The 25121-nt window shown below is 42.8% G+C and carries 25 protein-coding genes and 1 riboswitch; of the genes, 13 read left to right on the top strand and 12 right to left on the bottom strand.

The features are described 5' to 3' along the window. Positions 1–89: 89 nt before the first annotated feature. The 4 genes from MHI14_RS15130 to MHI14_RS15115 form a co-directional block, all read right to left on the bottom strand. Positions 90–371, bottom strand: a complete 282-nt coding sequence (locus MHI14_RS15130; protein ID WP_036615433.1) for a GNAT family N-acetyltransferase — start codon at positions 369–371, stop codon at positions 90–92. Continuing rightward, entirely contained in the window at positions 364–615 is a 252-nt protein-coding gene (locus MHI14_RS15125) for a (4Fe-4S)-binding protein (RefSeq protein WP_341130662.1), read from the bottom strand. Before MHI14_RS15125 ends, MHI14_RS15130 begins: the two co-directional genes overlap by 8 nt. Positions 616–883: 268 nt before the next feature. Next, positions 884–2638, bottom strand: coding sequence for a methyl-accepting chemotaxis protein (locus tag MHI14_RS15120; protein ID WP_341130661.1), 1755 nt, complete (start codon positions 2636–2638; stop codon positions 884–886). 283 nt (positions 2639–2921) lie between these two features. Continuing rightward, entirely contained in the window at positions 2922–3761 is an 840-nt protein-coding gene (locus MHI14_RS15115; RefSeq protein ID WP_341130660.1) for an alpha/beta fold hydrolase, read from the bottom strand. 154 nt (positions 3762–3915) lie between these two features. On the opposite strand from MHI14_RS15115, the gene MHI14_RS15110 reads away from it, so the two are divergent. Beyond that, positions 3916–4776: a LysR family transcriptional regulator gene (locus tag MHI14_RS15110; RefSeq protein ID WP_341130659.1), complete on the top strand. Its 861-nt coding sequence runs from the start codon at positions 3916–3918 to the stop codon at positions 4774–4776. Positions 4777–4925: 149 nt separating this feature from the next. Here the strand turns inward: MHI14_RS15110 and MHI14_RS15105 are convergent, their stop codons facing one another. After that, positions 4926–5330: a VOC family protein gene (locus tag MHI14_RS15105; RefSeq protein WP_091030032.1), complete on the bottom strand. Its 405-nt coding sequence runs from the start codon at positions 5328–5330 to the stop codon at positions 4926–4928. A gap of 417 nt (positions 5331–5747) precedes the next feature. Between MHI14_RS15105 and MHI14_RS15100 the strand changes: the two genes are divergently transcribed. From MHI14_RS15100 to MHI14_RS15080, 5 genes are all read left to right on the top strand, one after another. Next, positions 5748–6122, top strand: coding sequence for a GntR family transcriptional regulator (locus tag MHI14_RS15100; protein ID WP_062834670.1), 375 nt, complete (start codon positions 5748–5750; stop codon positions 6120–6122). Positions 6123–6127: 5 nt separating this feature from the next. Beyond that, complete coding sequence (locus tag MHI14_RS15095) at positions 6128–6988, top strand: ABC transporter ATP-binding protein (protein ID WP_249910547.1); 861 nt, start codon at positions 6128–6130, stop codon at positions 6986–6988. Continuing rightward, positions 6985–7611, top strand: a complete 627-nt coding sequence (locus MHI14_RS15090; RefSeq protein WP_341130658.1) for an ABC-2 transporter permease — start codon at positions 6985–6987, stop codon at positions 7609–7611. Before MHI14_RS15095 ends, MHI14_RS15090 begins: the two co-directional genes overlap by 4 nt. Before the next feature lie 267 nt (positions 7612–7878). After that, the gene (locus MHI14_RS15085) at positions 7879–9261 is read left to right on the top strand and encodes an erythromycin esterase family protein (RefSeq protein WP_091030027.1); all 1383 of its coding nucleotides are present in this window, start codon (positions 7879–7881) and stop codon (positions 9259–9261) included. A gap of 144 nt (positions 9262–9405) precedes the next feature. Beyond that, positions 9406–11145, top strand: a complete 1740-nt coding sequence (locus MHI14_RS15080; RefSeq protein WP_341130657.1) for an ABC-F family ATP-binding cassette domain-containing protein — start codon at positions 9406–9408, stop codon at positions 11143–11145. Between the two features lie 139 nt (positions 11146–11284). Here the strand turns inward: MHI14_RS15080 and MHI14_RS15075 are convergent, their stop codons facing one another. Continuing rightward, the gene (locus MHI14_RS15075; RefSeq protein WP_341130656.1) at positions 11285–12049 is read right to left on the bottom strand and encodes an SDR family NAD(P)-dependent oxidoreductase; all 765 of its coding nucleotides are present in this window, start codon (positions 12047–12049) and stop codon (positions 11285–11287) included. A gap of 139 nt (positions 12050–12188) precedes the next feature. On the opposite strand from MHI14_RS15075, the gene MHI14_RS15070 reads away from it, so the two are divergent. Next, entirely contained in the window at positions 12189–12761 is a 573-nt protein-coding gene (locus MHI14_RS15070) for a TetR/AcrR family transcriptional regulator (protein ID WP_091030019.1), read from the top strand. Between the two features lie 252 nt (positions 12762–13013). On the opposite strand, the gene MHI14_RS15065 is transcribed toward MHI14_RS15070, so the two are convergent. Further along, positions 13014–13406, bottom strand: a complete 393-nt coding sequence (locus MHI14_RS15065) for a hypothetical protein (protein ID WP_036671465.1) — start codon at positions 13404–13406, stop codon at positions 13014–13016. Positions 13407–13741: 335 nt separating this feature from the next. Between MHI14_RS15065 and MHI14_RS15060 the strand changes: the two genes are divergently transcribed. From MHI14_RS15060 to tenA, 5 genes are all read left to right on the top strand, one after another. Continuing rightward, entirely contained in the window at positions 13742–15700 is a 1959-nt protein-coding gene (locus MHI14_RS15060; protein ID WP_133384932.1) for a beta-glucoside-specific PTS transporter subunit IIABC, read from the top strand. Positions 15701–15760: 60 nt separating this feature from the next. Further along, entirely contained in the window at positions 15761–17203 is a 1443-nt protein-coding gene (locus MHI14_RS15055) for a glycoside hydrolase family 1 protein (RefSeq protein ID WP_091030014.1), read from the top strand. A 17-nt stretch (positions 17204–17220) separates the two neighbouring features. Then, on the top strand, positions 17221–18072 hold the full coding sequence (licT, locus tag MHI14_RS15050) for a BglG family transcription antiterminator LicT (RefSeq protein WP_133384933.1): 852 nt from the start codon (positions 17221–17223) through the stop codon (positions 18070–18072). Between the two features lie 293 nt (positions 18073–18365). Beyond that, positions 18366–21038: an endo-1,4-beta-xylanase gene (locus tag MHI14_RS15045; protein ID WP_133384934.1), complete on the top strand. Its 2673-nt coding sequence runs from the start codon at positions 18366–18368 to the stop codon at positions 21036–21038. 206 nt (positions 21039–21244) lie between these two features. Beyond that, positions 21245–21342, top strand: a riboswitch (TPP riboswitch). 113 nt (positions 21343–21455) lie between these two features. Continuing rightward, positions 21456–22118, top strand: a complete 663-nt coding sequence (gene tenA / locus MHI14_RS15040) for a thiaminase II (RefSeq protein WP_091030008.1) — start codon at positions 21456–21458, stop codon at positions 22116–22118. Positions 22119–22338: 220 nt separating this feature from the next. On the opposite strand, the gene MHI14_RS15035 is transcribed toward tenA, so the two are convergent. The 5 genes from MHI14_RS15035 to MHI14_RS15015 are packed head-to-tail and all read right to left on the bottom strand — an operon-like array spanning position 22339 to position 24652. Continuing rightward, positions 22339–22635 (bottom strand): spore coat protein, encoded by a 297-nt coding sequence (locus MHI14_RS15035; protein WP_036615415.1) that lies wholly within the window; start codon positions 22633–22635, stop codon positions 22339–22341. Positions 22636–22646: 11 nt separating this feature from the next. Beyond that, positions 22647–22847, bottom strand: coding sequence for a hypothetical protein (locus tag MHI14_RS15030; protein ID WP_076253188.1), 201 nt, complete (start codon positions 22845–22847; stop codon positions 22647–22649). Positions 22848–22878: 31 nt separating this feature from the next. Continuing rightward, entirely contained in the window at positions 22879–24015 is a 1137-nt protein-coding gene (locus MHI14_RS15025) for a zinc-dependent alcohol dehydrogenase (RefSeq protein ID WP_036615410.1), read from the bottom strand. Then, positions 24012–24398 carry a spore coat protein gene (locus MHI14_RS15020; protein ID WP_076253189.1) on the bottom strand — a complete coding sequence of 129 codons (387 nt, stop codon included), beginning with the start codon at positions 24396–24398 and terminating at the stop codon, positions 24012–24014. The genes MHI14_RS15025 and MHI14_RS15020 overlap by 4 nt, the downstream gene beginning before the upstream one ends. A gap of 11 nt (positions 24399–24409) precedes the next feature. After that, positions 24410–24652 carry a spore gernimation protein GerQ gene (locus tag MHI14_RS15015; protein WP_076253190.1) on the bottom strand — a complete coding sequence of 81 codons (243 nt, stop codon included), beginning with the start codon at positions 24650–24652 and terminating at the stop codon, positions 24410–24412. A 188-nt stretch (positions 24653–24840) separates the two neighbouring features. Between MHI14_RS15015 and MHI14_RS15010 the strand changes: the two genes are divergently transcribed. Then, positions 24841–25119, top strand: coding sequence for a hypothetical protein (locus tag MHI14_RS15010; RefSeq protein ID WP_133384935.1), 279 nt, complete (start codon positions 24841–24843; stop codon positions 25117–25119). Positions 25120–25121: the final 2 nt, after the last annotated feature.

Genomic DNA, 25121 nt, shown 5'->3' with positions numbered 1-25121 from the left:
AAAAGGCAAAAGGCGTCTATATCATTTTCTGAATGATATAGACGCCTTTTATTGTTGTGCAACCACATGAAATCAGCTGCGAATATTAGTTATTGATGGAGAACATCCGCGTATTCAGAGATACGTTCGAAACGTCCCTTGGCAAACGGGCATAAAGGTAGAATCTTAATACCGTTTTCCCGCGCGTATTCCACCATAGCTTTGATAAGTTCATCGCCAAGCCCTTGTCCTCGGTAAGCATTTTCCACTAAAGTGTGATCAATTATGTATAGCTCTGGACTCGAGATTACATAGGTCATCACCGCAGCAATGTCACCGTTATCTTGAATAAGGAATCTTTTATTGGCAGGTTCATGTTCTACGTTATGCATGTTCATCCTCTTTCTTTGTTGAATATTCACCGTCCAGAAGCTTATACGTCAATGCTCCGCTTGGACATGTGTCAATATGCCGGGCAATGGCCTCCGAAGTGTCACCATCAGGATCAACCCAGGGACGGTTGCTTAAATTAAAAACAGCAGGGAGGCCCTTTACGCAAATACCGGAATGAATGCAGACATCCGAATTAAACATGACCTCGATATCTTTACCGTAATATAATTTCTCTTTAACCATAATGTATTCACATCTTTCACTTTTGAGTTTGAGTTTGTTTACAGGTCCATACTCCAGGCAGCCATGGTAAGCCATGTCAGCAAGGCTCTTAATGTCCGAATTATAAATGAGGAATCGTTAATAAGTCAACGTGACACAGGAGAAGAACACGGTCATTCTATGTGCTGATCATAACCCTGGGCCCTCCGAAACATTAACGCTCCAAGAAAGTTATGTTTCCGGCGATTCTAAGTTGTCATCTAACAACAGTCTTAATGAGATTGGGCACTTATTTAGTGATTTCGATCTGAAATTGATCGGAATATGATTTCAGGTTGCCTGCAAGACCGGCGAGTTCCCCGGAGATGTTCGACAGTTCGCTCGCCGAACGCTGCTGCTCCACAGCACTAGCCGTGACTTCTTCGGCCATGGCTGAAGTTTCCTCGGTTGCGGAAGCAATATAACTGAGGTTTTGTTCCAACTCCTGACGAATAGAGTGCATATCCATCGTCCGGCTGTCTAAACTCTGAGCCAACTCATGCACTTCGGTCGATAAGCGGCTAACCTGTCCAAATGCCTGGAGACAATCCGCGATCTGTTTCTCCTGTTCCTTAACAGCTACCATATTCGCATCAAAATGACTGCCCATCCGATGTATCTCTTGAACAAATGAACCCAGGATCTCATCAATCTCCTGGATCGAACGTTCGGATTGTTGAGCGAGCTGTCCCATTTCCCCAGCAACGACTGCAAAGCCTTTACCCGCTTCTCCAGCTCGGGCTGCTTCAATTGAAGCATTCAGGGATAGAATTTGAGTTTGTTTTAAAATGTTGTGAATTTGACCGCTAATAGAGGAAGCGAGTTCGGATTGAGTCGTCAGAGACCTGGAAATATCCTGTTGATGCTCAACACGCTTGGCATTCTCTCGGCCCTTCTCAAGCAGAACCTCATGTTCACGTGTAACTTGTACTTGAACAGAAGATAGCTGCTCTGAAGTATAAGTAAACTGTTTCACATATGAACCTACTTCATCCATTATTTTGCCGAGATTCTCTGAATGCTGGACGGAGTGTTCTGTCTCTTCAGCCTGTTTCATTGAACCTATGGCAATTTCCTCAATCGCTCTGGAAAGTTCTTCGCTCTGACGCTGGTTCGTCTGAGCGGTTTCCGAAATATCTTTTGATGACTGCTGTAACGTATTTGATCCTTGCTGTATTCCCATCAGAATGTTCGTCAATTGGGCAACCATGATGTTAATCAAATCACTGATGTCACCGAGTTGATCATTGGTCATATGTGTGGATACGACTTTAAGATTCCCATCAGCAACCTGCTCGAGGCTTGACTTAATATCGCGTACTTGTTTAAGAATACCTCGTACTACGAATAACATCATGACCAAAGAAAGAATCAGTACAACCACAAAAATCGGGATAATGGTCTGATAGGCATTATTCACAGATGTCGCGGAGACTTGATTCACTGCTCCAGCAGAAATATCAATGCCCAGATAACCAATAACAACGCCTTGCGAATCCTTGATTGGTGTAAAGGAGGACAATAGCTGGCCCCAGGTCGGATCGTCTACAATGCCTGTTGTGACGACTTCACCGCGTAACAAGCGTTCCTGAATCTGGGGATTGAATTCCATTGCAGTCCCGTAAGGGCTATATTCCGTATCATTCCAATCCGCTCCATCTACGGTGTAGAACCACCCGTCCGAAGTTTTGTTATACATATAAACATACAAGGCTCCCGATTGAAGCCTAACTTTAACGAGTTCGTCCCTAAGACTTTTATATTCGTTGCTCTCCTCTGAAGCAGTAGAAGATAATGTCTTAATTAATTCCGATTCCTGACCTAGTTGAGAGGCGGTATTCACAGCCAGCTGCTGATTGTTATGCTGCATGGTCATTAATGATGCATTTTCACTGGAGTCGATAGTGGCCCACATGATTAGACCGCCCATGGCCAGTAGCGGAACCAGAATAATCAAATACAGTTTGAACCTTAAATCCATCTTCTTTTTGCGAGTCTGTCTCACGTTCGGTTCCCCCTTGGATGTAATAAAGTAAATATGGTTATTCGTATAACCCCATACTATTTATCGTAATATTGAAGGGGGAAATGAAGACTAACACTAAATTTGTATATACATATACGTTGGGGAATGTGATCATTTGTGGTGCCAGTGCATTCAAACCGAATGTTGAAGTTACGTCTTGCATCAAGAAACGTTGTCATTAACCAAAAAAGGCTCCACCAGCTTTATGCCAGTGGAGCACTTAATTTTTCTCTAAGACATTCTGTTCAATATACAAACATACTCACGGATGTTTATTGCAGAAACGGTCGATATAATCAGAACATTGCCCAGGTTCATCTTCCATAACGAAATGACCAGCTTTGGGAATGACATGTAGGCAGGCATGGGGAATATCCTGGACAAGCCTCTTTGCATAATCGAGGGGCTGCCATTCATCTTCTTCCCCCCATATAATTTGAACGGGGACTTTCAGCTTGGGTAAATTTGTTCCATAGGATTCAGTATATTTTGCATTATAGTGGGCTACCTGATGGGAGAAAAATGAGGCTTTCCCCAGTGAACCTGCATGGGGTTCCAGATATGCACCCAGTGTATCTCCAGTCATAAGCTCTTTATTATACACTGCCATGGGTAATTGTTTCTTTAGCATGGTATCAAAATCAGCACGGGGCATTTGTTCAAACTGTTCTAGCTGTTCTTCGATAATTTTCTTCCAGGTTGGTGAGGGCCACGAATCATAGCTGGGCATGTTAAGTAACGTAAGCGATTGTATACGCTCAGGTTGTTCCTGAGCCAGTTGGAGGCCAACAACTCCACCCAGATCGTGGGCTGCGACATGTAAACGATCTATTCCAAGTTCGTCTAAAAGCTGACTGAAAATCCTATATTGTGCTGCCACAGAAGTATCTGCTTCAAGTGGTCTTTCGGATGCTCCATATCCAAGAAGGTCATGAACGTAGACTTTATACCCTTTTTGAACCAGAGAGGGTATTACTTTTCTCCATTCATAGCTATAAGAGGGTGTTCCATGAAGGAGCCATATGGGAGAGCCTTCTCCATATTGTTCATAAGCGATTCGATATCCACTAATCAAGATGGATGACGTTGCTGCTGTTTGCATAGTGATTACTCCCTTCCATAAACGATTGCGATTAAAAATGAAATGGGCTCTTAATGAGCTAGATTGAATATAAACGATTGCTTTCCATTAGTGAAATTGATAGTTTGTATGTAAACGATCAGTTTTAATGATGTTAAAAAGAAGGGAGCCAATGATGGAAATACGTCATTTGGTCACATTTATTACAATTGTGGAACACGAGGGATTTACCAAAGCTGCTGAGCATCTTGGATACGCGCAATCTACAATTACATTGCATATCAAGGCGTTGGAAGAGGAGATTAACTACCCTTTATTTGATCGAATTGGTAAGCGGGTTATTTTAACGGAGACTGGGAAAAAATTGTTGCCACATGCCAAAAAAATGCTTGACCTGTATCACATGATTAAGGAAGTGACTGCTGCACAAGGTGAATTAACGGGTAATATCGTGATCAGTATTGGGGAAACGTTGTTGATCTATCGTTTTCCACCTATTATTGAAGAGTTCAAAAAATTGCATCCTCATGTCAATATCGAGTGGCACCAATTAGATTCCGTACATTATAAAGAGAATTTGATGCAAGGTAAAAGTGATATTTCCTTCATGCTGGGGACAGAGGTGCATGATCCCAATCTGTACAGTGAGAAATTGGCTGAGGAGCCCATGATGCTGCTGTACCCCAATTCATTTGAGCTACAACGAGACATTGTGAGAAGCAATTTACTTTTTACCGAAAGAGGTTGTGGTTATCGCACATTGTTTGAACAATGCATTGAAGAGTATCAGATTGGGATTACTTCCAATATTGAATTCTGGAGTATTGAAGCTGTGAAACAGTCGATATTGAGCGGTATGGGCATATCCTTGTTACCTCGAATTACGGTAGAGAAGGAGCTGAAGGAAGAAAAACTTTCAGGTCAGCAGTACAAACAAAATCTAGCTACGCAGTTGCTGTATCCCAAAAACAAGTGGATCTCTCCCCAAGTAGAAGCATTTATTGAGATCGTTAGAAAGCATGCCTCCCTCTGGTAAGAAATGAGAAGAGTGTCTTCTGTTAATTTCCCGTTAAATTACTTCTTCCGTTTTATACAAAAATGAAGAGACTATAGCTCATCGCTATGGTCTCTTTCTGCTGGTCATAAAAATTAATAAAAAATTGCCTTACTTATTTCAACTGTCCTTTATAACCTACCACTGAACCGTTGGATTGCTTCCTCGGTCACCGGCGTGAAGAGATTAACCAGATTACCGTCAGGATCGCGAAACAGCAAAGCACGATTCCCCCACGGCATTGTGGTAGGTTCCTTTACCCACTCATCGACAAACGGCTTCAAGCGCTCGTATTCGGCATCAACATCGTGGACGTGGAACTCAATAATGACAGTACGATTGTTGGCCGCCACAGCGGAACCAGCACCAAACAGTTGCACCGTCTGGGAGTGGCCGATCGCTAGAGTGCACGACGGCATAACGAGTTCGGCAAAGACAGGTGCAGGGCGTTCTGCTGAAACACCCGTAATTTTCTCATAGAATTCGACGAGACGATTCACGTCATCAGTAATGATGCGCACAGAAGCAAAATTCACGAGATATCATCCTTCCTATAATAAGTATTACGATTACTTACTCCGACTATACAAAAACACTACTGACAACGGTATGTCAGTAGTGTTTTATGAATTAACCATAGAATAAAAATGATCGGATTGAACTAACGAGAAACGATAACGCGGGGAGGGATCTCACAGTGGCCGGTTATAGCATTGATGGGGAAGCACTAAAGACTTTATAAGAATAATTGACAATTGTACTCCTGTGTACTATATTGTACTTGTTGCATAAGTACAATATAGTACACAGGCATCGCTGAATTTTTAACAGAAAAACGGTGTTTAAACGAAAAGCAAGGAGGAGAATGATGAAAAAAGAAACCAGATTTGGAGTGCAGCATATTTCAAGAGGGCAAACCTTTACTAAAAAAATAATCTAATTGGAGTACTAATATGGAGATTATCATAAGCAGCAATACAAGTAAGCCCATCTATGAACAAATTACATCACAGATCAAAGCGATGATTATGAGCGGTGAATTAAAGACTGGCGACCCCATTCCATCAATGCGATCCATGGCAAAATCGATTCATGTCAGTGTGATTACTGTTCAAAAGGCCTATGAGGATTTGCAGAGGGACGGTTTTATAGAGACTACCGTAGGACGGGGAAGTTTTGTATCCGCGCAAAACAAAAATTTCTATCAAGAAGAAATCCAGCGCAAAGCTGAGGGACTATTGCAGGAAGCCGCAGATATTGGGCGCACAAATGGTATTCCTGTCGAAAAACTCATCGAGTTATTAAAGCTGTTCTATGAGGAGGAGTAATGATCATGAATCATGCTTTGACTGTAAATGGACTGACAAAGGCGTATCACGACTTTGTTCTGGACAATGTATCATTTCATGTACCGCGCGGGTCGATTGTGGGGTTGATTGGCCAAAACGGTGCAGGAAAGAGCACAACCATCAATTCGATTCTTGGATTGAAAAACAAGGATTCCGGCACGGTGACGATTTTGGGCAAGCAGGATCAGGAAATTGATAATGCTGTTCGCAATCAGATTGGTGTTGTGTTGGACGGCAGTAATTTCCCGGAAGGATTATCACCCAAAAAACTAAACCGTGTCTTCCAAAATATCTTTGCTGCTTGGGATGAAGAGAAATACTATTCTTTGCTAAATGAACTATCCTTACCTGCAAACAAAAAGATCAAAGAGTTTTCTAAAGGGATGAAAATGAAGCTGTCTATCGCTGTCGCACTTTCTCACGGTTCCAAACTTCTGATCCTGGATGAAGCGACGAGCGGGCTTGATCCTGTTGTTCGTGATGATATTTTAGATATGTTTTTGGATTTTGTTCAGGACGAAAGCAACTCTATCCTGGTATCCTCACATATCACAAGTGATTTGGAAAAAGTTGCTGATTATATCGTATTCATTCATAACGGTAAGGTTATTTTTAACAAACCAAAGGATGAATTGCGGTATAAGTACGGGATCATTAAATGTGGTACAGCACAGTATGATGCCCTTGACGAACAAGATATAATCGCTTACCGGAAGCAGGATTACGCTTGGGAAGTATTAGTTGCCGATAAAGATTTGGCGCAAAAAAAATACCCGAATGCAGTAATTGATCCTGCCACAATTGATGATATTATGCTGTTGTATATAAAGGGGGAGAGAACATGAGAGGGCTTATGCTGAAAGATTTCTATGCTATTAAGGATGCGTTGCTTATCCCCCTAATATTAATGGTCGTCATTGGAGTCGTTTTGTCCGTCGTAAGCTCTCCTTGGCTTTTGATTGTGATCGCAGGAACCTCATTTGGAATGATGGCGGTAATGAGCATTCAAAGTGACAAAACAGCGCAGTGGGATAAATTTTGCGCTACGCTTCCCGTCTCAAGGATTCAAAGTGCTTCAAGCAAATACGGTTTGTATGTGCTGCTTAGTCTATTTGGAATTTTGGTTGCCACGATAATTTGTGTTATTGCTTCTATGATATTATCGAGCTTTGAGTTATCTGCTGTATATGTGAATGTATCCTTTGCGCTTATTCTTGCATTTCTGCCAGCTAGTGTGAATATCCCTAGTTCTTTTTTACTCGATGGAGAAAAAAGTATTGCCGGAATAATCCTTTCTTATGTAGTTACTGCCCTTGCCATTGCAGGATTAAGAACATTGCTAGGCTACTATATGAATATAGAAGAAAATCTACTTTTATTGTACGGAGTAGTAGCTGCGTTTAGTGTTGTCGTATATATACTCTCATGGATCATATGCCCTAGATGGCTAAGCCGTAAAGAATTATGAGGCATAACCAGCGGTGGAAAACTTCAATTATCTCAGAGCCAGACGTAAAGTGCAGAGCCGATGACCGCGAGCAGAATCGCAGTTGTCGGCTTTTTTCGGAATCGTTGCAGAAATGCAGACGATTTTTTGTATACATTTACAGAGCGTTATAGAGCTAAATCCTATAGTACTAGATACATTTTTAAACAAATCTTAAACGCAACGTGCATTGGTTTTAAACTCCAGATGTTAAGCTGATATACATAAAAACAGAGGAGTGTCAGCCTAATGAATCAGTTGTTCAGAAAAGTGTTATTGTCTACAGTGGTGTGCAGTTTCAGTGTGATGTCCATTGGTCAGGTGGCATATATGTCTGGATCAACTTTAGTAGACAAGAAGAATAGGATATCTTCAGAATTAATTTGGAAAGAGAGCGTTCGCTCAAATGCAAATACGATTACATCCATTAAAGCAGAAAAAAATGATCAGTACTCTGATTTGATGTTTCTAAAGCCTATTTTAACGCATAAACGAATCGTTAGCTTGGGAGAAGCATCGCATGGAACGTCAGAATACAATTCAATGAAAGTAAGACTCGTAAAATTTTTGCATGAAGAACTCGGATATGATGTCATTGCATTTGAATCCAATCTAGCCGATACTACTGCTGCATATGCTCAAATACATAATACAACACCAGAGGAATTGATGAAAAGCTCCGTCTATGGCGTGTGGCAGGTTGAAGAGAACTTACCTTTATTTGAATACATTGCACAACAAAGCAACACAGATCATCCGCTTATATTAACTGGATTTGATTCACAAGGCACGTCGGAGTCTTTTATTAAATTCGTTGAGGCGTGGTTTGCTAAGGTCGACAAGAATAAAGCTACAGCATTTGCACAAACGGAACGCTGGTATTTAAAGCTTAACATGGTTAACAAAGTAGACGATTTTAATATTCAAAAGAAGAAAATAAAAGAAAAATATATTACTCTCCAAAAGTTTGTAAGAGACAACAAAGCTGAATTAAGTAGGAATCAGAAGGAGCAACTCAATCTGATATCTCTGGTAGATCGCGTCTTACAAAATAGGTTAGACATGTTGGATAACTACCATCCTCATATTGTAAATCTGCTAGCAGGAGTAGACCCTGAGAAGCATTTGAAATTGGGAAGTTATGAACGAGATCGCGTGATGGCGGATAATGTAGAATGGCTTGCAGAAACAGTTTATCCTGAGGAAAAAATTATTTTATGGGGACACAATTATCATATACGTAAGAATAATTCCACAATGATCACAGAGCATAACGGATACGATTATGATAATAATCCATATCCAACCATGGGTGAGATGCTTCCATACTCACTCAAGCAAGCTGGTTATGTTATAGGTTTGTATGCATATGAAGGAAGCGCCTATAAAAACAATGGAGAGGAAGAGCAAGTCCAGCCTCATAAAAAAGGTAGTCTTGAAGATATTGTGGGAACTGAAATGGGCCCAGCCCGGTTCATCAATATGAAGGACGAGGAGTTAAGTCCAACAACGGAGTGGATGTATACACCTCGAATTGCCAAAGCATGGGGAGTTTTAGACGAAAAGATGATACCTCGCGATCAGTATGATGGAATATTACTTATTCATAAAATCCATCCCTCTAATCACTAGGAAAGCAACGTACTAAAATTTCGAAGTGAGGGTAAGGGCTAAAAATCGATTGTACTTGGTGGTAAACAGTGTTACTCTAAAAGTCTGTGTTCGACAATATATTTAATACTAGCCACCAATTTAGCTATAAAGAAAGGTAACACTATGATAAAAGTTGAAAACCTATCCTTCTCATTTCCACAAAAGGAATTATATAAAAACATTTCATTTACGTTTGAAGAGGCACAACACTGTGCTTTTATCGGAACAAGCGGAAGTGGAAAAAGTACATTGATCGATATCCTGATGGATCCGGAACGATATTTGTTCGAGGGCAAGTTAGAGATAGACCCCGATTGCAGAATCGGGTATGTGAGTCAGTTTTTGCAAGTAGACAAAACAAAAGAAGTGACCGTTTTTGAATATATCGCAGAAGAATTCATCAAGATACAAGATGAAATTACAGCGATTTATGCGGAGATGGCCACCACATCGGATATGGATTCCCTGATGGAAAAGCTTCAATTGGCTTTGGATGCCTTCGAAGCGATGGATGGGGATAATTACGAAAAAAACATCAATAAACAGTTAAACCTTGCCAACCTCATGAAGCTCAAAGATCTTAGTATATCCGCCGTAAGCGGCGGGGAATTCAAACTTATTCAAGTGATGAAGGAAATGCTGAATCGTCCAGACTTCATGATTATGGATGAACCTGATGTATTTTTAGACTTTGAAAACCTGAACGCGCTTAAAAAATTGATTAACACACACAAGGGAATGCTGCTCGTTGTTACGCACAACCGATATCTGTTGAACCATTGTTTCAACAAAATCATACACCTCGAAAACACAGAGCTCCAAGAGTTTGACGGGCGATATATCGATTACAACTTCTCGCTGCTTCAGACGAAGATTGAGCTGCAAGAAATCGCGGTTGCTGAAGCTGAAGAAATTGAGAGATACGATCACATCATCGACAATCTTAGAGAGATCGCCACGTATAATTCGGAAGCCTCCAGAGGCAGAGCGTTAAAAGCCAGAGTCAAGTTTCAAGAGAGATTGGAAGCACGTCGAATAAAAGAGCCATTTGTCGATATCAAACAGCCGAATATCCGTTTTGGGATCGATAAGGAAATGGAAGACAGCGTTGTGGTTAACGTCAATAACTATAGCGTTTCCTTTGACGAGTTGCTTTTGGAAAATGTGAACTTTGAGATCAAATCGACAGATAAAGTAGCCCTGATCGGTCCTAACGGTACCGGGAAAACGACTTTACTCCGAGAAATCTTTAAAAACAATCAGGATTCCATTGAAATCAATGCTGATGTTAATGTGGCTTATTTATCTCAGGTTCAAGGCGAAATGCTAAAAGATTCGAATACCATACTAAATGAATTCATTGATTCAGGGTTTCAAACGTATGACGAGATTAGATCGTATCTTCCAAACTATGGCTTTGAAGGAGAAATCCTTGATCAAAAGATTGAATCGTTATCTGGCGGAGAAAAAAATATGCTTCAATTGGCTAAAGTGTCTGCCAGTCAAGCCAACGTATTGCTTCTGGATGAACCGACAAGCCATTTAGACATCTATAGCCAAATCGCATTGGAGAAAGCTATTGAGGACTACAAAGGTGCGATTCTCATGATTTCTCATGATTTCTATTCGGTTGTAAATGGTATGGATTATGTTTTAATTATTGGGGACAAAACGATTAGTAAAATGAGTATAGAAGAATTTAGAGAGATGATTTATACGAGTCATTTTGATGAAAACTATCTAGAAAATGAACAAAAGAAAAAGTCTGTTGAAATGAAAATCGAATTGGCTTTAAAAGATACTAATTTTGAACTTGCAAAGAGTTTGGTTGATGAGCTAGAAAAGCTGATTAAGTTGCTTTAAGTTACAACGCTTTGATTGAAATGATAGACCAGAAAAAAGTCGCTATCTTAGCGACTTTTTTTGTTTAGTAGTCCAATCGAAGGTCAATCATGTTTATGCTTAATACATCGCAACTGTATCTAATAAGAATCGGATCAGATCACATTGCTTGATCCGTTGGACGAACTAAAATCTCGTTGACCGCAACGCGACGTGGGCGAGTTACAATAAATTCAATCGTTTCTGCAATATCTTCTGCTTCAAGAACTTCAATATGGCTCAGAATATTGGAAAGTTGCTCACGCACGTCTTCACGTAAGTGATTGCCTAGTTCCGTTCCCACTGCACCTGGCTCTAAAACAGCCACACGAACGTTAAGCCCGGCCGTCTCTTGCCGCAGTGCTTCAGTAAACGCTGCAACACCAGATTTCGTGAGACTATATACCGCTTGCCCTGCCGATGGTCTGCGTCCAGATACTGAACTAATATTAATTAAATCAGTAACTTTCCGGTCGGAAGTCAAGGCTGATTGGATTAGATACGGTAGTGCAGCATGGGATATGTATAACAACCCATTTATATTCACGGATATCATTCGTTCCCATTCGATTGAGGGCGCCTCTGCCACACCCCCGATTAACATGAGTCCTGCATTATTTATAACGGTGTCCAAACGTCCATATTTATCTATAACCTGCTGAACTGCATGTTCCGCTTGCTTCTTATCTGTTATATCTGTTTCTATTACAAGAACCTCACCTCCAAGGTTTTTTAGCTCGGAAGCCAGATTCTCCAATCGATCTTTACGACGTGCGACAAGGACAACGGTTGCTCCTTGAGCAGCGAGCCTTTTGGCAGTGGCTTCACCGATTCCACTACTTGCTCCAGTTACCAACGCCACCGTATCTTGCAATTTTTTAAACATGTTATATTCCTCCTCAAATTTTATTCGCTAAACGCTAAGATGTTACTGTTGTAACGTCTTGTTGAGCTCAGTATAATGTGTATAACATAAAGTTATCAATGCATTTCAAGGCAAGTGTGACATAAAAGGAGATGTTGTAATGTCAAACCCATCTAATCAAGTCAGAAGTGCACTGACGAAAGAATGGATTTTCAATGCACTCATGATATTAATGCAAACCAAAAATCTAAATAACATATCTATTACTGAGGTGTGTACAAAAGCTGGTGTTTCACGCATGGGGTTCTATAGAAATTACAACATCATTGAGGATGTAATCGTGGAACGCATTGATCAAGTGTTTACTGACTTTTTTGATCAGGCATTGGCAGGGGAGAACTTTGATAATTATTATTCAACACTATTATTTTTCAGATGTTTCAGGAATGAGAAAATCTTAGTAGAAAATCTGGTAAAGTCCAACGTTAGTTACTTATTGCTAGCCAAGTGTAATGAATACCTACACAAATTAGCCACAAGAATTGTAGTTAAAACCTACGACGATTCTGTCAAAGAAAACTATATTGCTAAGTTTTATGTAGGTGGATTTTATTGCGTTTTAATCGAATGGGCGTTAAATGGCATGAAAGAAAGTGATACATACATGGCTGATATTTTGTATGAGTTCTGTGGGGTCACTATTCCGAAGGGAAATGCTGAAAAAATAGTGTGATATCAAGTGGAGAACAGCTCCTGGTGAAGCTCCTAATAATCCACTTTGGGTTTATTTATTGATTCCTCTTGGCGCTATTGTAATTACGTCTTTTTTTGATTATGTGATCAAGTTCGATTTTTAAAAAAAGTAGTAACCGGTTGAAAATATATGGCCTATTTTCGATCCTCAATGGTTGAGTAGCTAACGTCTATTTATTTACATGTAAATCCCCCTGTATGCGGATTGATCCGCATACAGGGGAGATTACTTCTAGAAACAGCTAAACGAGCTGATTCGCTGCAGATCAATGCCGGTGTATAGCCAGAAGAAGCCATTCCAACGGAAGCCAGCTACCGAATTTCTACCTACAAATACCGGATACATCCAGAAGCCGGGACCACGATCCGGCCAAATATATGTGTAGCGAAACAGACAGCCGGATATGGCTCTTGGATCTACCGCATATAACGAAGCGGGTTGCTGTGGAATGAATGATGGTGGCGGCCCTGTAGGTGCCTGCACGCCTTGTGGTCCGCCGCCTCCACCCCCGGGGAACGATGGAGGACCAGGAAATCCTCCGGGTCCTCCGGGTCCTCCTGGTCCTCCGGGACCCCCAGGTCCGCCAAACCCTCCACCAGGTCCAAAAGGAGGTAAAAATGTCATATCACATCACTCCTGTTCATTAGTCTAATGTATTGTATGTAGGCAATTGAGAAGGGGAATGGGTGGAAGCCTATAGAAGGCCGCTAATAATCAAGTCGAATCAAGCAAATTAAATTGCAGAAAAATGTCGAATAAAGTGATTGCTAACTAATTTATTGTGTGATATTATGATCCAGTAAACGTTTACATCGATAACGAATTGAATATTGCAGTTTTTGGCTGTTACTGGTAAAGCAGGCATGACCAAAATGATTTTGCATTTTCCTTATGTGAGTAGGGGAAGGCATATCGTTTTGGTCTTTTTTTATATCCAAATTCAGAAATGAGGCAAAGGTATGGATTATCGCAAGTTGGGACAAGAGATTACGGAATTGGTTGGAAAGAAGGATAACATCGCTCGGCTTACGCACTGCGCAACCCGACTTCGGTTCGAACTGCACGATATCTCCAAAGCGGAGACAGAAAAACTCAAAGCACTTCCAGGTGTCATTACTGTTGTGAACAATGGTGGACAATACCAGGTCGTTGTGGGCAATGAGGTGCAGCAGGTCTACCGAGTTATCACTCAGCAGATGGGTTCGGCTACCCGAAGTGCGGAATCCAAATCGGATTCTGGCAAAAATAACGGACCAAAGCAAAAACAGAGCTGGATCTCCAGATTCATCAGCGTGATCTCAACAACATTTACTCCGGTAATTCCGGCAATCATTGGCGCGGGTATGATCAAAGCGATATTAGCCGTACTTGTGCTGACAGGCCTTGTAACGACGGAAAGCCAAAACTACTATATCCTTAATACCATTGCGGACGCGGCTTTTTATTTCATGCCTATTCTGCTGGCTTATGGAGCTTCCATTAAATTTGAAACTAGTCCCATTCTGGCGATGACAGTTGCCGGCGTGTTGTTACACCCGGGATGGAGCGCCCTTATGGCGGAAGGAAAAGACGTGTTTTTCATCGGTGTTCCAGTTCGACTAACCGATTACGCGGGCTCCGTGCTGCCGATTATTATCGTCGTTTGGCTCATGTCCTATATTGAACGTTTCGCGGATCGGGTATCGCCTTCAATGATCAAATTTTTCACGAAACCAATGATTGTGCTGTTGATTACAGCACCACTTGCATTGGTGGCGATTGGACCTTTCGGAACGTACCTGAATGATCTGGTTGCCATGGGTGCAGAAGCGATTAATGCCAGAGCCAGTTGGCTGATTCCTTTGTTAATGGGAACTTTGCAACCATTCCTGATCGTAACAGGCACTGCATGGGCGATGACGCCGATTGCAACTAGCCAACTAACCAAAAATGGATATGAAATGATCAACGGTCCGGGAATGCTCGCGTCCAATATTGCTCAAGGTGGGGCCACCCTTGCTGTAGCATTGAAAACAAAAAACAAAAAACTGAAACAGCTCGCTGCTTCATCCGGTTTCACCGCCGTACTGGGCATCACGGAACCATCCTTGTACGGTGTAACTTTGAAACTGAAGAAACCCTTAATTGCCGCAATGATTGGTGGTGGTGTAGCAGGGATATATGCTGGTCTGACTGGATTAGTACGTTATGCCTTCGTTTCTCCGGGTCTTGCCGCGTTACCTGCCTTCATTGGAAGCAATCCGATGAACATCGTTCATGCCATTGTGACTTGTCTGATCGCTTTTATCGTTACCTTTGCTCTGACATGGATCATTGGTTTTGAGGATCCAGTGGACGATGAAGAAGAAGGAAATACCAATGTTAACGATGACAAGACAATTTCCGGGCAGCCTGTTCAAGACAACAGCACAGACACTAAGTCTTCTACAACAACAAATGCAAATGGGCCGAGCCAAAATGAATTACGCCCACTTACAATCGCCAGCCCGATGCAAGGAGAATTAGTCCACCTTGACCGTGTACCAGACGATGTCTTCTCTTTGGGATTGCTGGGTAAGGGCGCTGCAATCATTCCTTCAAAAGGAGAACTGTATGCACCAATCGCAGGTGAAGTTACGGCTTTCATGGACTCCAAACATGCGGTCAAATTAAATGGTTATGATGGAGAAGAGGTGCTCATTCATATTGGAGTGGATACCGTCAACCTGAAGGGGCGACATTTCGACTCTTCCATTAAAGTAGGGGATCGCGTAAAACAGGGTGACTTGTTGATCCGCTTTGATATCGATGCCATAAAGGCGGAAGGGTATGAAGTCATAACCCCGATCATTATCGCCAATTCGGATCGTTTCCCGGACATTAAGCTGGAGAAGCAGAGCCCTGTGGAGGTTGGAGCGACGATTATCCAACTTTCGTAACAACCGTAATATGGTCCGTCACATATCTTGATCAACATTTAAAATGAAGGAGTGTTTGAGATGTTATATCAACACATCAAACCATTCCCCAATGAATTTCTGTGGGGAGGCTCTACCTCGGCCTATCAAGTGGAGGGAGCTTGGAACGAAGATGGCAAAGGCCTGTCCGTCATCGATATGTGTGATCATCCGGCTGGAACCGCCGATTTCACAGTTGCGAGCGATCACTATCACCGATTCAGAGATGACGTGAAGCTTTTTGCAGAGCTGGGCCTCAAAGCATATCGTTTTTCAATTGCATGGACTCGAATCTTGCCTTCAGGCACAGGGGCTGTTAATGAGAAGGGACTCGATTTTTATCACCAATTAATTGACGAATTGCTGCTCCATGGTATTGAACCCGTTGTGACCATGTACCATTTCGACTTACCCTACGAGCTTGAGAAAACCGGAGGATGGAACAACCGGGGGACGATCGATGCCTTTGTCGAGTATGGGCGTATCTTGTTTGAGCATTACGGGCATAAAGTGAAATATTGGTTGACCATTAATGAGCAAAATACGATGATTCTCCATCCAGGTGCCATTGGTACACCAAAAGACGGACGTCTGCCTTCCAGTAAGGAACTGTATCAGCAAAATCATCACATGTTTGTAGCTCAAGGCAGAACGATGCGACTATTTCATGATATGCTCCCGCAAGGCAAGATTGGTCCTGCATTAAACATGACATCCATGTACCAGGCAACCTCCAGACCAGCAGATGCAATCGCTGCACATAACTGGGAGACGATTCGCGGATGGGGTTTTCTCGACTTATCGGTGTGGGGACGGTATAATCCATTATTCTGGAGTTATTTACAGGAACGCGGCATCGAGCCGGTTATTGAGCAGGGTGACATGGAAGATATCCAGTCTGGCCGCCCCGATCTGGTAGCAATCAACTACTACTCGACGGCAACCATTGCCGCCAGTATGGGCGATGCGTCGGATGTTACAGCTCGTGCGGGTGATCAGCAAATTATGCTTGGCGAGCAGGGAGTATACCGGGCCGCGGAGAATCCTTATACGGAAAAAACGAAATATGGCTGGGTCATTGACCCGGTTGGCCTAAGGCTGACATTGCGTAAGGTATGTGAACGATATGGTCTCCCGATTTTAATTACGGAAAATGGTATAGGAGCCCCAGATGTACTGGAGGCAGATTACACGATTAACGATACGTACCGGATTGATTTTATCGAGAAACATCTGGAACAGATCAGACTGGCTCTAACGGATGGAGTAGATGTGATTGGTTATTGCCCTTGGTCCGTTATTGACGTGGTAAGCACACATCAGGGGTATGGGAAACGTTATGGAATGATCTATGTAAACCGCGGTGAACAGGATCTGAAAGACTTGAAGCGTTTGAAGAAGAAAAGCTTCTCGTGGTATCAAGAGGTCATTAAACAGAATGGCAGATGTATCGGAAATTCGGATCAGGCGGTCACGAAAGAATAAAGGATCGTGATGAATTCATGAGAGTAATCAAAATATTAAATAACAGCTTGCTTCTGACCAAAGATGAACAGGGACAAGAGATGATTGTCATGGGAAAAGGGTTGGCATTCAAAGGCAAAGTCGGCGAGCGACTCGATGAGGAGCATATCCAGAAACGATTCATTCTGCAAAATAATCCGTCTGCCCAGGCTTACGTACGAACCATCGAAAACATGCCAGAAAAACATGTGAATGTCATAAACAAACTGATTACCAATGCAAAAGAAAAGCTGTCTCTTGACGACCAAATCTTCTTTACGCTAATGGATCACTTGTCGTTTGCCATTGAACGATGGAAAAAAGGTGTAGCATTACAGAATCGCATGTTATGGGAGATACAGAGGTTTCATCCTGTCGAATTCGAACTGGGCCTTGAAGCCGTTCAGATGCTGAATCTAGAATTGGGTATTGAACTGCCGGAAGAAGAAGCAGGGAATATCGCTTTTCATTTCGTGAATGCCCAAACGCATGAACAGAATATGGAGCGCACGATGCAATCCGTTAAGATGTTAAAAGATATTTTTAACCTGATTCAATACACCTTTGATATGCAATTGAACAAAAATTCTATCCATTATGTGAGACTCGTCACACATCTGCAATTCTTCATCCAGCGTTTACAAGAAGGGCGTCTGGGCAATTCGGCGAAAGATTTTATATTTCAACACATGGTGAAGGAGCATCCGCTTGAATACAAATGCGCGGAGATGATCAAAACCTACGTGCAGAATATGCTGGACATCTCCATATCGAACGAGGAATTATTATATTTGATGATTCACATTGCACGAATTGTGCAGGAGGAACAGGGTGACGAGGGACGATTATAAAACAAAGTTTATATGCCTGTTAGCAGACAGGAAAAAACATACTTTTTAACTATGACCGTTTTCTCGTATTTTATCGGGAAACGGTCTTTTATTTTTGCAAATATGTAGCGGCTTTTTTGATATTCCACGCGAACGAACTCCAGCTTCCTAAACTCACAATTACCAAACGATAACTTTTTATTATAATTATTGGAAATTTGTTATATGTAAGCGCTATCCAAAGCACTATAATCTATTTATCTGGATGTTAATCCGTTCAGAAATACTTAGACCAAATCAAGAGGAGGAATTGTATGAAACGGTTAGGTCAATGGAATATAACAGCCTTGGTTCTTGTGCTGGTACTCGCCATGCTTCCATTTTCGAATGTCTCACATGCAGCCAAGGCAGTTACGGAAGTGGAGGGAGGTCATTTGAGCACAAACTTTGAAGATGGTACACTTCAGGGATGGACTCCACGTATCGGTAACGAAAGGCTGACAGTGACACAGCAGGAGGCACACGAAGGTCAGTCCAGTATGCTGGTCACCAACCGTGAGCGTTCCTATCATGGACCGATGTTATCCATGAAGGATCTGCTTGGGCGTAACCAAGAGTACGAAATTACGGCATATGTAAGACTTACCCAGCAGCCTACCACGGATCAAACACTACAGCTCACCACATATAAAAAAACAACGGCCGAAAGCTGGAACCCGATCGGTAGCGTGAAAATTGCCAAAGCAGAATGGAATACATGGCACAAGATCACCGGAAAATTTCAGTATAGCGATGATCCCACTGAATTGAATTTGTTCATCGAAACACCCTACATCTCTGAAGATAGCGTAGATATGTTATCGTTCTATGTGGATGATGTATCATTTACTCTGGCCGAGCAACTGGAGATTGAAGAAGGGATTCTGTCTCTGGAGGACCTGTATCAAGATGATTTCCCCATTGGTGCAGCGGTGTATCGCTGGCAGTTGGAAGGCGCATACGGACAACTGCTCACAAAGCATTTTAACAGCTTGACCGCAACCTATGAGATGAAACCGAAGTACATGTCTCCTTCCGAAGGTGTTTATGAGTTCGAGGCAGCCGATCAATATGTTCAGTTCGCTGAGGAGCATGGTATGGGCGTACGCGCACATGCGTTGTTGTGGCATATTGATGCTGCAGAGTGGATGTTCAAGGATCCTCAGGGTAACCCTGCGAGTCGAGAATTACTGCTTGCCCGGATTCAGGATTATGTCGAAACCGTCATGACCCGATACAAAGGTAAGATCTATGCCTGGGATGTGGTAAACGAGGCGATTGCGGATAGCAATGGTGATGCCAACGGTTTACGTAAAAGTCCCTTTTATGAACTAATCGGTCCGGATTACATTGAAAAAACCTATGAATTCGCTCGTGCAGCCGATCCGGATGCCAAATTATACTACAACGAATACTTCACGGAAATCCCTGAGAAAAGAGAGCATATGTTTCAGTTGGTCAAACGACTGAAAGAGAAGGGACTCATCGATGGTGTGGGTTTGCAATCCCACTATAACCTGGAATCCCCGCCCATCGAGGAAATTGAAAAAACGATCAACATGTTCGTCGAACTTGGATTGGATATTCAGATCACGGAACTGGATGTGGATAGCGGAATTCCATATGGTGAAGAGATGTCGGATGAAGTTGCGGTAAAACAGGCGTATCGATATAAGGAACTGTTGGATTTGTACCAAAAACACAAAGATCACATTTCTTCAGTTACCTTATGGGGACTCCAAGATGAGAAGTCTTACAACAACCAGGCGATGCTGTTTGATTCAGCCCTGAAGGCCAAAAAAGCATACTGGGGACTCGTGGATGAATCCAGCTTGCCTGTGTTGACACAGAGAGCCGTCTCACTTTCGGGTAAACCGGATATCAAAAAACAGTCACAAGATCCGCTCTGGAACAAAGCGGTGTCTACTCCACTGAAGGGTGACTCTTCGGGATCAGCCAGTTTCAGAACCTTATGGGATCAAAGTAACCTGTATATCCTCGTGGATGTTCAGGATGCGAAGTCAGATGTGAATGACAGAGTAGAACTCTTTGTTGACCTCAATAATGGCAAGACCACCTCATATGAAGCAGATGACCGACACGTAATTATTAAGCGGTCGGGCAAAGCTGAGGGCGCGGAGCGGCGTTCATATCGTGTACGCGAGACAAAAGCTGGATATCAGGTTGAATTGTCCATTCCATGGGATGGTATCCAAGCCGGTTCAGAATATGAAGTTGGCTTGGATATCCGTGTGACTGATGGCGGTGCAAGTGGGACAGAGCCTCATAATCCACTATACTGGAATGATCGAACACAATCTCAGGAACAAGATACAAGCAAATACGGCGTGATTCAGCTTGCCCCTATGCCCAAATCTGCACAAGCTGTGCAAGGGATTGTTCAGATTGATGGGAAGAAAGACGCCCTATGGAATAAGGCTGTACCATTTGAAGTAAAAAGGTTGAATGAGACCGAAGGTGCAGAGGCAGTGGCTCGCGCAATGTGGTCAGGGGAGTATCTATATCTGCTGATTGACGTCACTGATCCAAACATCATCACAGATAGCATCAACCCATGGGATCAGGATTCGATTGAGATTTTCCTGGATGAGAATCACCAGCGCACACCGTATTTTCAATATGATGATGCCCAGTTCAGAATCAGTGCAGACAATGTAGGAACCTTTGCAGGGGGTGCCTCACCCGGACGCCTTGTAAGTGCTGTGAAGAAAACAAATAAAGGATATCTCGTAGAAGCCCGAATCCAGTTACATTCACTGACGCCCAAAGCAGGAAATGTTCTCGGTTTCGATCTTCAAATTAACGACAATCAGGGCGGAGGTAAACAGAACGTAGCTAAGTGGAATGATACGACCAATGAGAGCTGGAGAAACACTTCCCAGTACGGAATACTCACTTTTGTCGGAAAGAACAAACTCGGGCATTAAATCATTGGCAGTAGTTCAAAGAATAGAAACCATCATAACAGTAGCTAAAACTCAACCATTGTTGTGATGGTTTCCGTCGTTTAAATACGTCTCTCAAGCTGATGAGGTGGGATACAAACTGCCTTGACTATATTTAACAGCCCTTGATATACTAAATGGATGTTATTTTTTCTTTTATGCGGATAAGAAAGTAATCAACTACATACAACCGTTTGCAAGGGAGCCTTAACCGGCTGAGAGGGTGTTAAACCGACCTTACCTGATTTGGATAATGCCAACGTAGGGATGCAACGATGAAACACTGTACTTGGGTAGCTCATGCGACCCCCCTTGTTTTAGTGTATTTGTCTGCGAAACATCCTACGGATGTTTCGTTTTTTTGTTTTTAAATACGTACATTATGAATTGGAGGAACACATGTTGACTATTTCAGAGAGACTATATCAGGCAGCACAGCCTGTGTGGAAGGAATGTCTTGAGCATCCTTTTGTTAAAGGGATCGGAGATGGTTCTTTACAGGTTGAACAATTTCGTTATTATTTGCTGCAAGACTACTTGTACCTGTACGATTATGCCCGTGTATTTGCACTAGGTATTGTCAAGTCGCACGACCCCAAATTGATGCAGTTTTTTAGTAAAAACGTAGATAACATCCTGAATGGTGAAATGAAAATTCATCGTTCTTATATGGAGCGATTAGGAATTACAGAGGATCATGTTTTTCAGGTAAAACCTGCACTGAAGAATGCAGCGTATACTAACTATATGCTCTCTGTTTCCCATGCGGGCGGCATAGCAGAAGTACTTGTATCCATTCTGGCCTGCTCATGGAGCTATGCAGAGATTGGTCAAGTTCTTTCCCAAAAGCCAGGTGCAGCTGATCATCCCTTTTATGGAGAATGGATCACAGGATATGCTTCCTCTGAATACAACAGCAACAACCAATCCCTTGTCGCGTTAACGGATAAGCTATTAGAAGGCTGTAGCGAGGTAACGTACCAACGGATGGAAGATATTTTCGTGATGTGCAGTCGCTTTGAACTTGATTTTTGGGAGATGTCATGGAGGCTGGAGGCTTGAGCTCACTGGTAGTTAATTAAAGGTCGCGGTCGTGGAGTTGCAAAGGGTAATCAGTCTCAGAATGGAAAATAAGTAGATTTACGTAAAGGAAAGCTTGTATAAGCGTGTTTCGTGCCGATGCCAAAAAAAGGGCGGAGTGTATCCGCCTTTTTCATTGTTGAAATTCTTAACTCAGGAACATTTTGTACTCTGAAGTCTCTGGCTAAAATCAAAAAGGGTGTCAGGACGGAATGTTCATAGCAGTCTGAATGTTTTTCAGATCGAGCTGAATTTGCTCTGCAATATGGTAAGGGTGGTATAAGCCATGCTGCACCATGTAATTTGATATCTTTTCATGAGAGTCTATGGCTTCATCGAGCTGTTTCATCAAAATTTGTTTGATTTCGGGGGTGGCACATTCGGTTACAGCCATGGCGTAGTTTCTGACGCCGCTCTTGGCGTTCATCAAAAAATCCATTGCGATCACGTCATCGGTCAGCGTATTAAGACCAGTCATGTGTTCTAATATTGGGTTCATTTTTTTATCTCCTATACAGTCGCTTTAGACAGCACTCCACCGAGCTCCTGAAGCTGCTGTTGTGATAATGTCGCATCTTGTTGCAAAATTTGCTTGAGCTCCGGGTCGGTTACCAGAGCTTGCATGGTCTTGGATTTTGTCATGCAAACCGTCTTGAACGCAGCTATTTCATGCACCTCGAGCATCTCATGCAAAGCGTATGTGGAATCCATTCAGATTGTCCTCCCATGTATCAATTCATATTTAAGGCTTTAAGATGACTTTAATGCAATCGTCCGTTTTTGTATCGAACACTTCATAGCCCCGCTTGGCCTCGCTGAGCGGAATGACGTGCGTAACAATGTCCCCAGGGTCCACTTTGCCAGACGTAACCAACTCGTACATGTATGGCATGTAGTGAATGACCGGAGCTTGTCCGGAACGGATATTCACGTTTCGCTGCATGATGTCACCGAGCGGGAATCCGTTATAACGTCCGCCGTATACACCAGTGACTTGAATGGTGCCACCTTTGCGGACAGCCTGAGATGCAATGATAAATGCGCTCATGGTGCCGCCTTGCAGTTTCATACCGCTGGCTAGAAATTCAAGATCGCTCATCTTACCGTCCATTCCTACCGCATCAATCACGACATCGGCGCCGCCTTTGGTCATTTCCTTGAGAGTGTTCCCAATATTCTTATCCTGTTCGAAGTTTACGATTTCCACATTGTTTGTTCGCTTTGCATGCTTTAAGCGGTAATCGACATAGTCGACGGCTATGACCCGCTTAGCACCTTTCAGCCAGCAGAACTTCTGGGCCAGGAGTCCGACCGGACCGCAGCCGAGCACGATGACTGTATCACCATTCTTAACGCCGGCGTTATCTACGCTCCAGAATGCCGTCGTCATGGCATCGGCGATCAAGCTTAGCTTTTCGTCCGGTTGTTCGCAGTTTTCAGGGATCTTAAAGTGGGTAAAATTGGCAAACGGGACCCGTAAATATTCGGCTTGCCCGCCGGGATATCCGCCGGTCGTTCCGGAGTAGCCGAAATATGCGCCCATATCCCCGTGTTCGTTTGAATTGTCACATTGGCTTTCCAGCTGATTTTTGCAAAAAAAGCATTCTCCGCATGCGATGTTAAACGGAATGATCACACGGTCACCTTTTTTTACCTTGGTCACGCCAGGACCTACTTCTTCTACGATCCCCATCGGCTCATGCCCGATGACATAGTTCTCCTGAAGGTTAGGGATCATCCCGTGAATAAGATGAAGGTCAGAACCGCAAATGGCGGTACTGGTGATCTTTACGATCATATCGTCCGGTTTCACAATCTTCGCATCCGGCACCTCTTTGACCACGACATTTTTAACCCCTTGATACGTTACCGCCTTCATGCTTTATGTCCTCCAATATGTTCATCTGGGGTCCGATCAAACATCCCTTTACGTGACGTATCACCCGGGAACAGATTCATCTGCCCGATCATCACCGTATTTTTCGCCGAAAGCTGATCGAGTTGGTACTGTTCGTTCAACTCATAAGGATGAAACCACTTTTTGCGCATCATGAGCTCCGAGATTTCTTGGTGCATTGCAATCCCCTGCTTAAGATGAGTATGCAGCAGGGCTCTTACATCCGGTGAAGCCGTTTCCGTCAGGGCGATGGACAAATTACGTACACCCTCCTTGGCACGAAGAAGGAAGTCCATGGCAAAAGTCATATCTGCCATTTCCGGCATATTCAATGAATTAATCGGATCTAAATAATCGGTATTCATCTGAGTTCCCCTTAATGTGTTATAGGTGTCGGATTATTTGGAACGGGTGCTTGGAAAGGAGCTCTTGCGTAGATTGCTTGCAGCTCAGCGATCTGTTGTATGGATTGAGTTACGTCTTTCTGCATTAAGGCTTTTAGCTCTTGGTCAAAGACCAGGCCTTGCATAAGTTTCGACTTAGCGATGCAGAGCGTTTTGAAGTTTAACGCTTCATGCAGTTCCATCGATTCGTGCGGCGCTAGCGTTGGATTAGCCATTCAGAAATGATCACCTCCTTTTTCATCAAGATTAGATTTTCCAATGCATCGGATCTTATACTAATATGGATCACCGGAGAGGTAAGATCCGAATATTCCCATGTACTCGCAGGGATATAAACAAAATCTCAATCCCATACTTATTTCTGTTTAAATGAATGATCTTACTCAAGGAAGGAGGAGTCACGGTGCCCAATAAAAACAAAATTGATCTAGCCACCGAAAATGCAAGAAAACCGGCAGAAGGTGCACTTAACTCGAGTGGTAATACGCTGGAGCAGCATGCATCTAACGCGGTTTCTGAGGTGCAGACGGCTTTAAATCAGGCAATAAGCTCGTTAAATGAATCTAATGCAACAAATTCACAAGCGTTGGAGATTGCCCGGCAGCAATTGACCCGAGCAGATGAATTTTTAGATCAAGCGCAAACTTCAGCCAACGCATTACGTCTGCCGGACCAACAATAAAA

Source organism: Paenibacillus sp. FSL K6-2393 (assembly GCF_038002545.1).
Classification (GTDB): domain Bacteria; phylum Bacillota; class Bacilli; order Paenibacillales; family Paenibacillaceae; genus Paenibacillus.
The sequence above is the reverse complement of the archived record's forward strand: the minus strand, read 5'-3'. Positions and strand labels throughout refer to the sequence as shown.

What these genes read in the sequence shown, in the direction of transcription:
- MHI14_RS15130 (WP_036615433.1), bottom strand. Translation starts at nt 371, where the DNA reads ATGCATAACGTAGAACATGAACCTGCCAATAAAAGATTCCTTATTCAA.
- MHI14_RS15125 (WP_341130662.1), bottom strand. Translation starts at nt 615, where the DNA reads ATGGTTAAAGAGAAATTATATTACGGTAAAGATATCGAGGTCATGTTT.
- MHI14_RS15115 (WP_341130660.1), bottom strand. Translation starts at nt 3,761, where the DNA reads ATGCAAACAGCAGCAACGTCATCCATCTTGATTAGTGGATATCGAATC.
- MHI14_RS15110 (WP_341130659.1), top strand. Translation starts at nt 3,916, where the DNA reads ATGGAAATACGTCATTTGGTCACATTTATTACAATTGTGGAACACGAG.
- MHI14_RS15100 (WP_062834670.1), top strand. Translation starts at nt 5,748, where the DNA reads ATGGAGATTATCATAAGCAGCAATACAAGTAAGCCCATCTATGAACAA.
- MHI14_RS15095 (WP_249910547.1), top strand. Translation starts at nt 6,128, where the DNA reads ATGAATCATGCTTTGACTGTAAATGGACTGACAAAGGCGTATCACGAC.
- MHI14_RS15090 (WP_341130658.1), top strand. Translation starts at nt 6,985, where the DNA reads ATGAGAGGGCTTATGCTGAAAGATTTCTATGCTATTAAGGATGCGTTG.
- MHI14_RS15085 (WP_091030027.1), top strand. Translation starts at nt 7,879, where the DNA reads ATGAATCAGTTGTTCAGAAAAGTGTTATTGTCTACAGTGGTGTGCAGT.
- MHI14_RS15080 (WP_341130657.1), top strand. Translation starts at nt 9,406, where the DNA reads ATGATAAAAGTTGAAAACCTATCCTTCTCATTTCCACAAAAGGAATTA.
- MHI14_RS15075 (WP_341130656.1), bottom strand. Translation starts at nt 12,049, where the DNA reads ATGTTTAAAAAATTGCAAGATACGGTGGCGTTGGTAACTGGAGCAAGT.
- MHI14_RS15070 (WP_091030019.1), top strand. Translation starts at nt 12,189, where the DNA reads ATGTCAAACCCATCTAATCAAGTCAGAAGTGCACTGACGAAAGAATGG.
- MHI14_RS15065 (WP_036671465.1), bottom strand. Translation starts at nt 13,406, where the DNA reads ATGACATTTTTACCTCCTTTTGGACCTGGTGGAGGGTTTGGCGGACCT.
- MHI14_RS15060 (WP_133384932.1), top strand. Translation starts at nt 13,742, where the DNA reads ATGGATTATCGCAAGTTGGGACAAGAGATTACGGAATTGGTTGGAAAG.
- MHI14_RS15055 (WP_091030014.1), top strand. Translation starts at nt 15,761, where the DNA reads ATGTTATATCAACACATCAAACCATTCCCCAATGAATTTCTGTGGGGA.
- licT (WP_133384933.1), top strand. Translation starts at nt 17,221, where the DNA reads ATGAGAGTAATCAAAATATTAAATAACAGCTTGCTTCTGACCAAAGAT.
- MHI14_RS15045 (WP_133384934.1), top strand. Translation starts at nt 18,366, where the DNA reads ATGAAACGGTTAGGTCAATGGAATATAACAGCCTTGGTTCTTGTGCTG.
- tenA (WP_091030008.1), top strand. Translation starts at nt 21,456, where the DNA reads ATGTTGACTATTTCAGAGAGACTATATCAGGCAGCACAGCCTGTGTGG.
- MHI14_RS15035 (WP_036615415.1), bottom strand. Translation starts at nt 22,635, where the DNA reads ATGAACCCAATATTAGAACACATGACTGGTCTTAATACGCTGACCGAT.
- MHI14_RS15030 (WP_076253188.1), bottom strand. Translation starts at nt 22,847, where the DNA reads ATGGATTCCACATACGCTTTGCATGAGATGCTCGAGGTGCATGAAATA.
- MHI14_RS15025 (WP_036615410.1), bottom strand. Translation starts at nt 24,015, where the DNA reads ATGAAGGCGGTAACGTATCAAGGGGTTAAAAATGTCGTGGTCAAAGAG.
- MHI14_RS15020 (WP_076253189.1), bottom strand. Translation starts at nt 24,398, where the DNA reads ATGAATACCGATTATTTAGATCCGATTAATTCATTGAATATGCCGGAA.
- MHI14_RS15015 (WP_076253190.1), bottom strand. Translation starts at nt 24,652, where the DNA reads ATGGCTAATCCAACGCTAGCGCCGCACGAATCGATGGAACTGCATGAA.